General features: G+C 46.4%; 15 protein-coding genes. 10 read left to right on the top strand and 5 right to left on the bottom strand.

Going from position 1 to position 13,805, the window contains the following annotated elements; all coding sequences use genetic code 11:
* From sufB to gpAD87_RS32595, 3 genes are all read left to right on the top strand, one after another.
* The gene (gene sufB, locus gpAD87_RS17065) at window positions 1-1,398 is read left to right on the top strand and encodes a Fe-S cluster assembly protein SufB (protein ID WP_024629097.1); all 1,398 of its coding nucleotides are present in this window, start codon (window positions 1-3) and stop codon (window positions 1,396-1,398) included.
* 244 nt (window positions 1,399-1,642) lie between these two features.
* The gene (locus gpAD87_RS17060) at window positions 1,643-2,362 is read left to right on the top strand and encodes a M23 family metallopeptidase (protein ID WP_064639349.1); all 720 of its coding nucleotides are present in this window, start codon (window positions 1,643-1,645) and stop codon (window positions 2,360-2,362) included.
* A 142-nt stretch (window positions 2,363-2,504) separates the two neighbouring features.
* A complete protein-coding gene (locus gpAD87_RS32595; protein ID WP_208642727.1) occupies window positions 2,505-2,636 on the top strand; it encodes a YjcZ family sporulation protein in 132 nt (43 codons plus the stop codon).
* 139 nt (window positions 2,637-2,775) lie between these two features.
* Here gpAD87_RS32595 and gpAD87_RS17055 read toward each other — a convergent pair whose 3' ends face one another.
* Both gpAD87_RS17055 and gpAD87_RS17050 read right to left on the bottom strand, forming a co-directional pair.
* Window positions 2,776-3,825, bottom strand: coding sequence for an HD-GYP domain-containing protein (locus tag gpAD87_RS17055; protein WP_063564291.1), 1,050 nt, complete (start codon window positions 3,823-3,825; stop codon window positions 2,776-2,778).
* A gap of 124 nt (window positions 3,826-3,949) precedes the next feature.
* Window positions 3,950-4,696 (bottom strand): molybdenum cofactor biosynthesis protein, encoded by a 747-nt coding sequence (locus tag gpAD87_RS17050; RefSeq protein ID WP_064639347.1) that lies wholly within the window; start codon window positions 4,694-4,696, stop codon window positions 3,950-3,952.
* Window positions 4,697-4,816: 120 nt separating this feature from the next.
* On the opposite strand from gpAD87_RS17050, the gene gpAD87_RS17045 reads away from it, so the two are divergent.
* The 7 genes from gpAD87_RS17045 to gpAD87_RS17015 all read left to right on the top strand — a co-directional run bounded on the left by gpAD87_RS17045 (window position 4,817) and on the right by gpAD87_RS17015 (window position 11,628).
* Window positions 4,817-6,247, top strand: coding sequence for a bifunctional metallophosphatase/5'-nucleotidase (locus tag gpAD87_RS17045; RefSeq protein ID WP_064639344.1), 1,431 nt, complete (start codon window positions 4,817-4,819; stop codon window positions 6,245-6,247).
* A 69-nt stretch (window positions 6,248-6,316) separates the two neighbouring features.
* Complete coding sequence (locus gpAD87_RS17040) at window positions 6,317-7,435, top strand: HD-GYP domain-containing protein (RefSeq protein WP_063564294.1); 1,119 nt, start codon at window positions 6,317-6,319, stop codon at window positions 7,433-7,435.
* Window positions 7,436-7,658: 223 nt separating this feature from the next.
* Entirely contained in the window at window positions 7,659-8,795 is a 1,137-nt protein-coding gene (yfkAB, locus tag gpAD87_RS17035; RefSeq protein WP_090808721.1) for a radical SAM/CxCxxxxC motif protein YfkAB, read from the top strand.
* Window positions 8,796-8,847: 52 nt separating this feature from the next.
* Window positions 8,848-10,236 carry a hemolysin family protein gene (locus tag gpAD87_RS17030; protein ID WP_442950740.1) on the top strand — a complete coding sequence of 463 codons (1,389 nt, stop codon included), beginning with the start codon at window positions 8,848-8,850 and terminating at the stop codon, window positions 10,234-10,236.
* Between the two features lie 222 nt (window positions 10,237-10,458).
* Window positions 10,459-10,698, top strand: a complete 240-nt coding sequence (locus gpAD87_RS17025; protein WP_063564296.1) for a spore coat associated protein CotJA — start codon at window positions 10,459-10,461, stop codon at window positions 10,696-10,698.
* A complete protein-coding gene (locus gpAD87_RS17020) occupies window positions 10,688-10,963 on the top strand; it encodes a spore coat protein CotJB (RefSeq protein ID WP_063564297.1) in 276 nt (91 codons plus the stop codon). The genes gpAD87_RS17025 and gpAD87_RS17020 overlap by 11 nt, the downstream gene beginning before the upstream one ends.
* Window positions 10,964-11,058: 95 nt before the next feature.
* Window positions 11,059-11,628 (top strand): manganese catalase family protein, encoded by a 570-nt coding sequence (locus gpAD87_RS17015; protein ID WP_063564298.1) that lies wholly within the window; start codon window positions 11,059-11,061, stop codon window positions 11,626-11,628.
* Between the two features lie 218 nt (window positions 11,629-11,846).
* On the opposite strand, the gene gpAD87_RS17010 is transcribed toward gpAD87_RS17015, so the two are convergent.
* The 3 genes from gpAD87_RS17010 to gpAD87_RS17000 all read right to left on the bottom strand — a co-directional run bounded on the left by gpAD87_RS17010 (window position 11,847) and on the right by gpAD87_RS17000 (window position 13,799).
* Window positions 11,847-12,839, bottom strand: coding sequence for a 3-oxoacyl-[acyl-carrier-protein] synthase III C-terminal domain-containing protein (locus tag gpAD87_RS17010; protein WP_064639340.1), 993 nt, complete (start codon window positions 12,837-12,839; stop codon window positions 11,847-11,849).
* 54 nt (window positions 12,840-12,893) lie between these two features.
* Complete coding sequence (locus gpAD87_RS17005; protein ID WP_063564300.1) at window positions 12,894-13,244, bottom strand: hypothetical protein; 351 nt, start codon at window positions 13,242-13,244, stop codon at window positions 12,894-12,896.
* A gap of 186 nt (window positions 13,245-13,430) precedes the next feature.
* Complete coding sequence (locus gpAD87_RS17000) at window positions 13,431-13,799, bottom strand: carboxymuconolactone decarboxylase family protein (RefSeq protein WP_024629113.1); 369 nt, start codon at window positions 13,797-13,799, stop codon at window positions 13,431-13,433.
* Window positions 13,800-13,805: the final 6 nt, after the last annotated feature.

The raw sequence follows: 13,805 nt of genomic DNA, 5'->3' as shown, positions 1-13,805 counted from the left end.
ATGGCTAAAAAAGCACCAGAAATGGAAGAGTATAAATATGGTTTTCGTGATGAACACAAATCCATCTTTCAAACCGGTAAAGGTCTGACTGCAGAAGTCGTTACCGAGATTTCCAAAATTAAGAACGAACCGGAATGGATGTTGGAATTCCGTTTGAAATCCCTGAAACAATTCGAAAAAATGCCGATGCCTAAATGGGGCGGAGATCTTGACGGATTGGATTTCAACGAAATTCAGTATTATGTCCGTGCTTCTGACAAGCAAGGAAAAACATGGGAAGAGGTTCCTTCCGAAATCAAGGAAACTTTTGATAAACTGGGTATCCCTGAAGCGGAGCAAAAGTTCCTCGCAGGTGTATCGGCTCAGTATGAGTCCGAGGTTGTATACCACAACATGCAAAAAGAATTGGAAGATCAGGGCGTAATCTTCATGGATACGGATACTGCACTTAGAGAGCATCCGGAAATCCTGCGTGAATATTTCGCAACCGTTATTCCACCAGCAGATAACAAATTCGCTGCATTGAACAGTGCCGTTTGGTCCGGAGGAAGCTTCATCTACGTGCCTAAAGGCGTAAAATGTGAAGTGCCTCTGCAAGCCTATTTCCGGATTAACTCCGAAAATATGGGACAATTCGAGCGTACACTCATCATTGCAGACGAAGACAGTTTCGTTCACTATGTAGAGGGCTGTACAGCTCCAATCTACAGCACGAACTCACTGCACAGTGCGGTTGTTGAGATCATCTGTAAGAAAAATGCTCGTGTTCGTTATACAACGATTCAAAACTGGGCACCAAACATCTACAACCTGGTTACGAAACGTGCGGTTGCTGAAGAAAATGCAACGATGGAATGGGTCGATGGCAACATCGGTTCCAAACTGACGATGAAATATCCAGCAGTTGTACTGAAAGGCCGCGGAGCTAAAGGTTCGGTTCTGTCTATCGCTGTAGCTGGTAAAAATCAGCATCAGGATGCAGGCGCGAAAATGATTCACTTGGCTCCAGATACAACATCAACGATTGTATCCAAGTCGATCAGTAAACATGGTGGTAAAGTAACCTACCGTGGTCTGGCTTCCTTTGGTCGCCAAGCGGAAGGTGCAAAATCCAATATCAAATGTGATACGCTCATTCTGGATAATGAGTCCACATCCGATACGATTCCTTACAATGAAATCATGAATGATAACATCATGCTTGAGCATGAAGCTACGGTATCCAAAGTGTCCGAGGATCAACTCTTCTACCTGATGAGCCGTGGTTTGACTGATGCAGAAGCAACACAGATGATCATCATGGGCTTTATTGAACCGTTCACGAAGGAACTGCCGATGGAATATGCGGTAGAGATGAACAGATTGATCAAATTCGAAATGGAAGGGTCGATTGGTTAATCCAACTGCCCTGGCCCGTTTCGAAACGTCGATTCTGATTGTGGCGAAGTTATGCTGAATCAGTGTCACGTGAACTAAATAGCATATCAAGAAAGATCGAGGGAGTTCATCCCTCGATCTTTTTTTATTGCAGTATAAACGCGCTCGGATGCTCTATCCTGGGTTTATTTGTAATAAAATAAGATCAATAGCACAAGCCGTTTACTAGATTTAAGCATCTAATGATAGAAAAGGATGTGAATACATGAGCATAAATCCGTTTAAGAGATATCGGATTACGAGTTCATTTGGCTATCGAATTCATCCTATTTCTGGCGGTCAGACATTTCATCGTGGAATCGATCTCGTCACAGAGCCATGGAATGGGCCCATACATGCATTTATGGACGGGACTGTACGTTTTGCTGCGGAAGGTGCTACAGGCTCAGGATTCGGCGGTTACGGGCTTACGGTTGCAGTACAGGATCATAGGGGCTACTTGCATTGTTACGCTCACCTTTCCCGAATTGCAGTGAAAGTTGGACAGCAAGTGAAACAAGGACAGCTTCTTGGCAACCAGGGGAGCACGGGTGAAAGCACGGGTCCGCATGTGCATTATGAGGTACGCAAAACGAGCTCCCCTTCGTATGGATACACGGCTAGTGAAAATGGTGTTGTTGATCCAGGGATATATTTGCAATCTGAATATAGTTCGACGGTTGAAGGACAGGAGGGGACCCCAATGACGACGGAGGAAAGGGTACGATTAACAGCGATGGAGAAGAGGCTGGAATCCCAGTCAGCCTGGATTCAGCAGCAGAAGAGCATTTCCAGTATGGCTTGTCCGTCTTGGGCTGAGGAAGCTTATCATTACTACCAACCATATATAATGAACGAAACAGGCAGTTATGACTTTTGGAGATTACTTGTCATTATGTATCGCAAGGAGAAGGGAATCAAGGTCTCTTCCAGTTCCTCAAGTTAACGAACAGATCAGGAGTATACGTGAAGCTTGATTTAGGCAAAAGCAGGCAGACAACCATTTATTGAATGTTTCCAGTTCGCCCGGTTCATCCCAACGCAAACGTCATATGTTAGGGTATACCTGATGAAGAGGAGGCAATCACATGAGCGAAGTAGGATATGGCTGTGGGGGCAACGTAGGCGGCGTAGGCGGATACAATATGTTCACAAACACGGGTGCGATCTTGGTACTGTTCATTCTGTTGGTTATCATCACCAAAGCATTCTGCGTTTAATCTGATATTAACGACTTGGAATACAAAAAGGGAAGCCTTAACGGCTCCCCTTTTTTGCGTCAAATAATATAAGCGTGTAAGAAGTTCTCTTGAGCTTGGGTTACTCTAACTGCTGCTGCGCATACCTAAATGCTAATGGTTACTGGATATAAATTTCAACGATAGCTACATCTCTTTCCTTCGCTAAATCAATGAAGGCTGTAGAGGTCTGAACGAGTGGACGGAAGTAATCCGCAGGGTTGTTCAAGACAATCAGACCGGTTTCGCCGGTTGTGAGCAGAACCCTTTTGCCAATAAAATTGGGTAGCATGTGTTTGATGAGTTCCTGCGTAACTTCAGCATTCAACTGGCCGAAGCTGAGGCTGTATAATTCGCATAGCACGGAGATTAATTCCTGCTTGGTCTGATACACCCGATTAGTCGTCATCGCGCTGTACACATCGGCTACAGCCGTTATACGGGCAAATGGATGAATCTCGTCACCTTTCAGTCCGTAAGGGTAGCCACTTCCATCCTCGCGCTCATGATGCTGGAGGGCAACGGTTGCAAGAATCTCGTCCTGAGTGGACTCTTTGACAATCTCATAACCATATAACGTATGTTTCTTCATTTCTTCGAATTCTTCGGGCGTTAACTTGCCCGGCTTATGTAAAATTTCAGAAGGAATCTTGGACTTGCCAATATCGTGAAGATATCCTGCTTTGGCCACGGTTAGACACTCCTCAGGATTGTAGCCCATCCAGCCGGCGATATAAAAAGCGAGCATTCCGACTTGTAAGGAATGGTTGTAGGTGTAGTCGTTATCCCCGTCAAGCATTAGCAGCAAGGAGACAACGTCCTTTTGTTTTTCAAGCTGTCCCGTTAGGGTTATCAGTATTTCATCGACCTGAGTCTCATCAATAAAACCCTTCTCCATCGCTTGTCCAAACAGAGATTCTGTACCTTTGATCGTATCGTTAAACAGGTTAGTTAACAGACGGGTTTGATCGGAAGGTAAGGTTTGTGCATCAGAGTGGAGGTCAGATGTTGTATGCTCTACATCTGCGTAATCGATTCCGTGCTGCAGCAGCTTGGCAATATCATCGTCGCTGAGGGTGGAACCTTTCATCAGCATGTGGAGACCCGAACTGTTGTACACATCATTTTTTAACAGGTCGCCAGTTTTAAGATCAGTAACATGCACTCTCACGTATAAACCACCTTTTCCTCGACTAATATCGACATATATGATTATAATAACAAGAAAAAAATGGGTTGACAACGACTTATTTACTAATTTCATCACCCGTCGAACAGGTCGAATGACTAGTTATTTAATTGTCTGTAGGGTTCCAGGGTCCTAGTTGATGACCTTTCCACTCGGAACCATCTTCCCATATTTCTTTTTTCCAGATGGGGACATTCTGTTTGAGTCTTTCAATCGCGTAACGGCTTGCATCGTAACAGTCACTGCGATGAGGGGAGGAAACGGCAATAACGACGCTGATTTCCGCTACGTCTACCTTCCCAATCCGATGGCTAATCGCACATTTTACACCTGGCCAGCGTTCATTGATTTCACTGCCGATAGCTGCCATCTGAGAAAGTGCCATAGGTACATAGGCTTCATATTCAAGATAAACCGTTCGTTGTTGTCCGGTCATTTCACGGGTGGTGCCAACAAAGGTAAGGGCAGCTCCATGGTTTGCCGTAATGACGAGCTCCGTTGTAGCTTCGACGGACAGTGAGGACTGGGTGATCAGGAATAATCCGTCATCCGTACGATGCTCAGGATGGGTAGAACGATGTCCATCACTATTTAAATGGGTACCATCTCCTCCCGACACAGGGGGAATTAAGGCAAGTTCATCCTGAGCCTTGATTATAATATCGGCAGAAGCATACTGCTGGTTTACTGCCAGAAAAGAAACACGTATTTGAGCAGCCGCTTCAGGGTAAGCAAGGCCCAGTTTTTCTTTTAATTGCACAGGAGTTGGATCCGTTCCGGGATAATCATATTCAAGCAGGGATGTGCCCAGACGTTCAGCGATTCCTGCAAATAGTTGAATTGTTAATTTCATGGAAATTACTCACCTCTTTTTAATCTCTAAACCCTATAAATATATCATAACGACGCGGAAAATGTTATGCTTATCCATTAGAGGAATGTACGTTATCGACGATATGAGGGAGGCGGTGTGATGAGCACTAAGAAGGCGCAAACATTAACGATTCTACACACCAATGACATCCATAGTCATTTTGGCTCCATGAGCTCCATCGCCGCCATGATCGGACACGAGAAGGAACAGGCTGGAGAATTTCTGGTAGTGGATATCGGAGATCATATGGACCGGATGGCAGTTGAGACGGAGGGTACCTTGGGGGCAGCCAACGTGGATGTCATTAACCTGACTGGTTATGATGCGATAACGATCGGGAATAACGAAGGACTAACATTTACATCCGAGCAACTGGCGCAGTCTTACTCTGGAATTCTGTGTCCTGTTGTATGTGGAAATGTTGTGGACCAGGCTACAGGCCTGCCACCAGTCTGGATGAAATCCTCTCTCATTTTGGAGAAGGGGCCATTTCGCATCGGTTTGCTTGGTGCTACAGCACCCTTTACCGCTTTTTACGAATTGTTGGGATGGGATGTATTGGACCCGGTAGAGACGCTGCGTGAGCAAGTTGAAGCTTTGCGTCCTCAGGTGGATGTAGTCGTTATCTTGTCCCATCTGGGGCTTTCCACAGATCGCAGATTGGCCGAACAGATCCAGGGCATCGATGTCATTCTGGGCGGACATACACATCATGTACTGGAAGAACCATTAATCATTGGTCAGACGGTGCTTGGAGCGGCAGGCAAGTTTGGCCAGTGGCTCGGTAAGGTGGTACTGGAGCGGGAATATGAAGCGAATGAACTTACACTGGTGAGCAGCGGCTGTGTTCCGGTCCAGAACATGTTACTCGAAGAAAGCGTATCGCTGGCTATAGATACACACCGGACGGAAGCTGAGCGTGCGCTGGGCCAAACAGCCGTTATTACGGACAGGACGCTGACCATTGATTACGATCATGAGTCACCGTTTGCGTCATTGCTTGCCCAGGCAGTTCGGCAGTTCACTGGAGCGCAGTTGTCTCTTGTTAACGCTGGGCAGCTCCTTGGAAATCTTCCGCAGGGGAATATCACGAAGGGAATGTTACATTCCCTATGTCCATCTCCCATTAATGCCTGTACAATATGCTTGAATGGAATTCAGATTCGGGAGGCTCTGGAGCAGTCCCTGTTGTCAGAATTTTCACGTAAACCGATTATCGGGTTTGGATTTCGCGGGGATATTTTAGGAACATTGTGCATGGATGGTATGGATGTGGAGTATGACCCCCATTCGCCTCCATATGAGAAAATCCGTGCCATATATATTGAGGGCGAGCCGATTCATGATGAACATGAATATGTGGTAGGAACACTCGACATGTTTACCTTTAACGTGGGTTATCCGTCCCTTGCTTTTGGAACGGATATATCGTATCGACTTCCTGAATTCATACGTGACCTGCTCGAAACGGAATTGAAAAGGCCTGGGGCGCTGGATGACAGCCTGCGATCCCGTTGGCATAAAATCTAACAAGTACTTGCCTTCTGCTGAAGCGGCGGCTAGTGGAAATTACATCTACGGAGCGGGAGAGGATAGGCTGTGCGTTTAGTACATATAAACCTATTGCAGCCTGGCATGAAGCTGGGGAAACGAATTTATAGTGAAGAGGGTTTGGTTCTGCTTAGTGAGGGAGTGGAACTGACCAGTCGGTTGATTGGACGTCTGAAGGACCTGGGGATTGGATATGTGTATATTTCGGATGCAGCAACAGAGGATATCATCATTCCGGATATGCTGCAGGAAGAGACCAGGCGCAGAGCGTTGGTTGAGATCAAACAGCAGTTTCAAAGTATGTCGGGTCTCAAAACCAAAAGCCGAATCCCACACTTCGGAAAAGCACTTAGCGGGTTAATGAATACGATTCTGGAGGACATCGGCAGTCAGAAGGAAGCAATGATTATGCTGATGGATATGAACGCCAGTGATTTTGACCTGTATAATCATTCTCTTAATGTATGTGTGTATACGCTGGTTCTTGGTGTGGCATCGGGTTATACCCGCCAGCAATTAATGGAGATTGGTCTGGGTGCCTTGTTACATGATATTGGAAAAACACAGATTGCTCCAGAAATTCTGCACAAGCCTGCCAAATTGAGCGATGAGGAATTTAAAATCATACAGCAGCATACTACATATGGACATCGTATTCTCAAAGACGAACCGGGTATACCGCTCCTTGCTGCCCATTGCGCATTACAACACCATGAACGGATTGATGGCAGCGGCTATCCTTTTGGTTTGAAAGACAAAGAGATTCATGAGTACGCCAAATGGCTGGCTCTTGCCGATTCGTATGATGCGATGACAACCAATCGGGTATATAAACAAGCTTTGCTGCCACATCAAGCTGTGGAAGTATTATACACGGGTTCAGGAACTTTATATGAACAGCGAATGCTGGAGAAGTTCCGTGACTGCGTAGCCATTTATCCCTTAGGTATCTCCGTCACGCTGAGTACAGGGGAGGTCGGGGTTGTTGCAGACATCCATACGCGCATTCCGCAACGACCACGTATTCGTGTTCTCAAGGATGCAGACGGACAGACATTAAGTGCACCCTACGAGATCGATCTGTCTACAGCGTTGTCTGTTATGATTACAGGTGTTGAGGGTGTGGAAGACGCTACGCCAGCTTCAGCGCGTGGCGAATTATTTTGATATCCTGACGTCAAATGGAGAATGGGTCAACGCTCATTTCGTAATATCCGGGCCAGCAAGGCCTTGATATTACGCGGGCGTTTTTTGTCATGTGATGGACAGAGCATGCTCATGCCAGAGCACAGGAAATTGTGCTATGATTAAAGATAACTCCAAAAGTTGCAGACGGGGTATGTTGTAAATAAAACTTTTTAGGTTAATAAAAGGAATAAGGTGAAGAACAATGACCATGCTAAACTCAGGATCGGTAGAACCGATGCCTTTATCGCCGACTAATGATCCTTGGGATCCGATCGGCTCTTTGCGTACATATGGACGCCATGTGCTGACCAGTGTAGAAATGACCGTGACTCATCTGTGCAATATGCGCTGCGAGCATTGTGCGGTAGGAGATATGTTAACGATGCGCGAAGCACCTGCGCTTCCGCTACCTTTGATGCTTAAAAGGCTGGATGAGGTTGAGCACCTTCAGACGATCAGTCTGACGGGTGGTGAGCCGAGCTTCAGCCAGAAGACCGTGGATGAGATGATCATTCCGCTCCTCAAATATGCCAAGGAACGGGGCATTCGTACCCAGATCAACTCCAATCTGACGCTGGATTACCGTCGGTACGAGCAGCTTCTGCCTTATCTGGACGTTATGCATATCTCATTCAATTATCTGAATGCCGATGACTTTCACCAAGTCGGGTTTGCCAACAGTGGTAGACCTGTAAAACGGGAAGTCGCGGTGAAGATGTATGAGAAAATGATTGAAAATTCCCAAAAACTCAGTGAAGCGGGCATGTTTATCTCTGCGGAGTCCATGATTAATTTCCGTACTCATGACAAGCTTGAGGGCATTCATCAATTGATCCGTGAGATGGGCTGTGTCCGTCATGAAGTACATCCGATGTATAATTCGAATTTTGCTTCTTCGCTGCCGGTGCTTTCCCTTGATCATATGAGAGCAGCAATTCATCGTTTGTTAGATGTGCGTGACAAGGATATGTGGATGCTGTTTGGTACACTTCCGTTCTTCGCATGCAGTGCAGCAGAGCAGGATCGCGAACTGATCAACCGCCTGTATAGCGAGCCTAAAGTGACGGTTCGTAATGATCCCGATGGTCGTAACCGCGTTAACGTGAACATGTTCACTGGGAACGTGTATGTTACCGATTTTGCCGACATCCCGGCGTTTGGCAACATTCGTGACCGGAAGCTGGATGACGTATTCCATGAGTGGTCGGCGGAACATCCTTTGAATCAGACAGTGAACTGTCATTGTGATGCTGCTTCTTGCTGCGGTCCGAATCTGCTGGTGGCAGATATGTATTATAAAGGTGTGGATTTCAAATCAAGAAAAGCAATTACACGTTGATATTCCAGGTGTATTCCTGAAATAGAGAGAAAAGGGGAGTTTCGACTTGGGTATTCATACCGAATTTCATCTTGGGCAGTTGGTTTTTAATCTGGTCTGTGTGTTTCTGCTCGTATTTTTGAATGGTGTATTTGTCGCAGCGGAATTTTCTCTGGTCAAAGTTAGACAAACACGCCTCACTCAATTACAGAGTGAAGGGAATAAGTTGGCTGGTTATGCACTGAAGGTGAATGGTAAATTGGATGCCTATCTATCGGCAACCCAGTTCGGAATCACGCTGACATCGCTGGGGCTTGGTTGGCTAGGTGAACCGGCAATTTCCGAATTGCTAGTCGAACCTCTAATGTTCAAGCTTGGTGTAGCGGATACAGGACTTATATCCACGGTATCGGTTATCATCGGTTTCTGTATCATTACGTTTTTGCACATTGTGCTGGGTGAGCTTGCGCCCAAATCTCTGGCGATTCAAAAAACAGACGGAGTGGCTTTGCTGCTATCCGCACCGTTGCTGCTATTTTATAAAATTTTCTTCCCATTCATCTGGGTACTGAACGCATCAGCCAATGCACTACTGCGTTTGGCAGGCATAGAACCCGCCAGCGAAGGGGAGGCTCATTCGGAAGATGAGCTTCGCATTTTGATGAAGCAGAGCGCGAAGAGTGGTGTCATCGACAAGGATGAAATCAAACTGATGGATAACATCTTTGATTTCTCCGATATGCTGGCACGTGAAATTATGCTGCCGCGTACGGATATGGACTGTCTGTACACTCATATGTCGCTGGAAGAAAACCTGAAAATCATTAATGCAACGAAGCATTCCCGTTACCCTGTGGCTGTTGAGGATAAGGATGAAATTATCGGATTTATCCACATTACCGATCTGCTTCTCGCTGAACCAGCCCAGCAGCATGATCTGGCTGCCCTTGTTCGACCAATTCTGAATGTTCCTGAATCGATGGAGATCAGTCATGTACTTCGTCTGATGCAGAAAAAGCACTCCCAGATGACACTGGTGGTCGACGAATATGGCGGTACAGCCGGCTTGCTGACTGCTGAAGAGATTCTGGAAGAGATCGTTGGTGATCTGTATGATGAGTTCGAAGACGAACGTCCGCATATGGAGCGCAGTGGAGAAGCCTTTTCCATCGATGGTCGTTCCCTGATTGAAGAGGTCCATGAATGGACCGGAGCTGTCATTGAGGATGAGGAAGTCGATACGATTGGTGGCTGGTTGTTCAAGGAATTGGAAGGCAGCGCGGTCAAAGGTAAAACACGGGAGCAAAACGGTTATGTCTTTGAAGTGGAAGAGTCCACCCGTCTCCGAATTACGCGAGTGAAAGTATATAAGCGACCCGATCCCGAAGAAGATAAAGTGGAAATGGGAGAACAGGAGCCAGGTTCGATGCAGGATGCTGATCGTGAACGTAACAGGGACTGAGTATTGATGAAATAATCATTGATGCATATGCCGCCATATCAAATGAAGTGACCTTTGGACACTGCCCAGCGGGGTAAGTTGTTCGAAGGTCTTTTTTTGCGTTCCGCTAAATATGGGATTAACTTGGGGGACAGCGACATATGGTTATAGAGACGGGAAATGAAAGCTTGTAATGTAGGGATGTCGAATGTACCAAATCAGTGATGAAGGAGGCGTTGTTCTGTGTCAGATCCGCAGCTTCGTGCTTACGCCCCTTTTGTGGGGCCGTTTGATCCATGTCCACCGAAGACGATTCGGACGTACCTGGTTCCTCCGCAATTGTTTATCCCATTTCAGCCGATGGGCTGGCCGCAGTACAGTCCCGCAGAAGCCTTAAGAATTGGAACGTTGTGGCCTGCTTTATACAGTCCTTATACACCTGCGAGCTCGAAGGGAAGGAAGGTGGAAGCAGATGGAACCTGAAGCACCCAAAGCCTGTGATGCAAAATACTATGAGCTGCTGGAGGAACTTCAGGCCCTGGATTTTGTATTGGTTGAGCTGAATCTGTATCTGGACACCCACCCGGGCGACTATCAAAGCATCGAGCAATACAACAAATTCAGCCAGGAGCGGATGAGGGTGGCGCATGAGTTTCAGCAATTGTACGGACCGCTGATGAACTTTGGGCATGCTTTCTCCAAATATCCGTGGGAATGGTCCCAGACGCCATGGCCTTGGCAAGTGTGAGATAACAGCCTCGGGTTTCCTTGCAGCAGTGTTCCAGGCCGGGAGCTCGAGGGATCGTAACAGGTTGGATTTGATTTGAAAAAGGAGGCGTCTGCATGTGGGTGTATGAGAAAAAATTGCAATATCCCGTTCGGGTTAGCAAATGTGATCCTCATATGGCGAAATTGCTGGCGGAACAGTATGGAGGCGCAGACGGAGAACTGGCGGCTGCCCTGCGGTATTTGAACCAGCGGTATACAATTCCGGACAAGATTATCGGGCTGTTGAATGATATAGGCACGGAGGAATTCGCTCATCTAGAAATGATTGCAACAATGATATATAAATTGACAAAAGATGCGACTGTGGAGCAACTGGAAGCAGCGGGGCTTGGGCCGAACTATGCACAGCGTGATTCTGCTTTGTTCTATACGAATTCTTCCGGTGTACCATTTACAGCAGCCTACATTGCTTCGAAAGGGGATCCAATCGCAGATTTGTACGAGGATATTGCAGCGGAAGAGAAGGCTCGGGCTACATATCAGTGGTTGATCGATCTGACGGATGACGTGGATCTACAGGACAGTCTCAAGTTTCTGAGAGAACGGGAGATTGTGCATTCCTTGCGTTTTCGTGAGGCAGTCGAGATTCTTAAGGATGATCGGGAGACAAAGAAGATTTTCTGATGAGGACAACATATCATTCTCATTGCCGTTCTCTGCCAAGGGAGCGGTTTTTGCGATGGAAGGAACGTTTAGAGCATGCTCCTCGTTGGTTTTGAGTACTGGGGATGATATGTTATCCGATGTAAGTTATCATTTCAAATATAAAATAATAAAAAACAGGACCATCCTTTTTTTGTTAAAAAAGGCTGCCCTGCTTTTTGGGGTTCCGTGTCAAGCTCTCAGTATTCAACGACCATGGCAACATTTTGCCACCCAGCTCCGACGGTCCAGAACAGCACTTTATCACCACGCTGAATTTGGCCGGATGTAATGGCTCGATGCAATGCAATAAACGGACTGCTGGTTGAGGTGTACCCGAACTCGTCTCCGATGTAGACGGCAATATCTTCGTCAATGCCAATGTTTTCGGATACAGCACGTATATTGCCAATGGATAATTGGGAGAAACAAGCGGCTTTGATCTCATCTGCTCCGATTTCATTACGACTTAGCAAAGTTCGAATCGAATCAGAGGCAGCGCCTACACAGATGGAATCATCAAACGGTATGAATTTTACATGGAAGGCACCTGCGTCAACACCGGTTTGGCCTAGTTTTGCAAGACCTTGTGCCGGGAAGAGAGAATTGCCGTACACACAGGTATCAGTCTGGTAGATCGAGTCAATAAAACCGACTGCCTGCTCGTCCCGTTCAACAATAACAGCTGCTGCTGCGTCCCCAAAGTTCGCGAAGTACACAGGATCATCTGGACTGGCGTGAGGCGCGATGTAATCCGAGCCAATAATCAAAGCACGACGAATTCTGGGATTGCCCAGCATCTGACGGCTAACTTGTTCAAAGGCTGCGGTCATGCCCGCACAGTTGGCATTGCTATCAATGCAGATCGTATGGGATGCCCCGTTAATCAGGCGATGAATCATTAAGGAATTCGTAGGAAAGATGTATTCCGGCGTTTGACTTGCATAAGCAATCAGATCGATATCGGCACCGGTGAGTCCGGTCTTTTCGAGCAAATTACTGGCGGCCTCAAAGGCCATGCTTAGTGAGTTCTCATCATCGTTGTCAATTTTGTAACGTGTATCACGCCCAAGTGCCTTTAACAATCCCCGAATATCTACACCTCTTGCATCAAAATGCTCAATATAAAAGTCATTGCCCACCTTGTTCGTTGGATGATAGATATCGATATCTACAATACGAATTCCAGCCATCTTCATTCTCCTCCTGAGCGGATGGGTGAACCCTCAGCTTGTCCGCCTGGTTTATTAGGTCGTAACCGTGGAGATGATCTCAAGATTTTCCAGTCCGACAGACCGTCCAAGACGGGACAGCTGCATTTTCAGAATGGCATTATTCTCAAGCGTCAACACCACTTTTTTATATTCATCTTTTTTGAACATCTGCAGGCAGCCCTCGAGAAGAGGCACAATTTCCGGAGCGGTAACATTCAACTTTTTGCAATCAATATTCAGCTCATACTCCTTGGTGTTAATCGGAGCGATCGTGTCCTGATATGCCGAGATGGAACGTAAACCGTCTTCTTGAGAGAAAGAGCCCTCCAGTTCAATGTTCAACACCTTGTTCGGAACGTCAGTATTCAGTATAAAACTTCCCATGATTGTTATCTCTCCTTTAAATGAGTTAAGGCTATCCCGCTCACCAAGACATAGGCCTTGAGGCCCTCGCTGAATGCTTCTGAGATGTAGGCGGATTCGAAGGATAATTTAACCATATTATAAAGGTAGAGATGTAATAAGATCAATAAAAAAGTCGAATCGTGTATAAAAATGTAGAAGAGTGAATTATTGGATTTCATCCAGTGTAGCGAGCAATATATTAAAAGCACTGATGATCCGCGGTGCGCCAACACAAGGTGCCAGATGCAGCAAAATTCCTTTGAGTTGATCTACGGTTACACCGACACTTAGCGCCATCGTATAATGAACCCCCAACTGCTCATACTGCCCCTGTGAGATCAGTGAGGAGATAATCGCAACTTCCTTCCATTGATCGGTAATGGTTGTACGTTGAAAAATATCCCCGTAAGCCGTTCCCATAATAAACTCGGCGAGCTCAGGGAACTGATCCTTAATCGGTGCCAATGCTTTTGCACCATATTCACCCGAAAGCTTTGCAAAACGCTCCAATCCTTGAGTCACTTGTTCACTCATGCTATG

It is taken from the genome of Paenibacillus sp. AD87 (assembly GCF_001659845.1).
GTDB classification, from domain to species: Bacteria; Bacillota; Bacilli; order Paenibacillales; family Paenibacillaceae; genus Paenibacillus; species Paenibacillus marchantiae.
Note: the sequence above shows the minus strand (reverse complement) of the source record. Positions and strands in the feature narration are given on the sequence as shown.

Bases quoted from the DNA above. Each gene is read 5' to 3' on its own strand.
- sufB (WP_024629097.1), top strand. From the start codon at position 1: ATGGCTAAAAAAGCACCAGAAATGGAAGAGTATAAATATGGTTTTCGT.
- gpAD87_RS17060 (WP_064639349.1), top strand. From the start codon at position 1,643: ATGAGCATAAATCCGTTTAAGAGATATCGGATTACGAGTTCATTTGGC.
- gpAD87_RS32595 (WP_208642727.1), top strand. From the start codon at position 2,505: ATGAGCGAAGTAGGATATGGCTGTGGGGGCAACGTAGGCGGCGTAGGC.
- gpAD87_RS17050 (WP_064639347.1), bottom strand. From the start codon at position 4,696: ATGAAATTAACAATTCAACTATTTGCAGGAATCGCTGAACGTCTGGGC.
- gpAD87_RS17045 (WP_064639344.1), top strand. From the start codon at position 4,817: ATGAGCACTAAGAAGGCGCAAACATTAACGATTCTACACACCAATGAC.
- yfkAB (WP_090808721.1), top strand. From the start codon at position 7,659: ATGACCATGCTAAACTCAGGATCGGTAGAACCGATGCCTTTATCGCCG.
- gpAD87_RS17020 (WP_063564297.1), top strand. From the start codon at position 10,688: ATGGAACCTGAAGCACCCAAAGCCTGTGATGCAAAATACTATGAGCTG.
- gpAD87_RS17015 (WP_063564298.1), top strand. From the start codon at position 11,059: ATGTGGGTGTATGAGAAAAAATTGCAATATCCCGTTCGGGTTAGCAAA.
- gpAD87_RS17010 (WP_064639340.1), bottom strand. From the start codon at position 12,839: ATGGCTGGAATTCGTATTGTAGATATCGATATCTATCATCCAACGAAC.
- gpAD87_RS17005 (WP_063564300.1), bottom strand. From the start codon at position 13,244: ATGGGAAGTTTTATACTGAATACTGACGTTCCGAACAAGGTGTTGAAC.
- gpAD87_RS17000 (WP_024629113.1), bottom strand. From the start codon at position 13,799: ATGAGTGAACAAGTGACTCAAGGATTGGAGCGTTTTGCAAAGCTTTCG.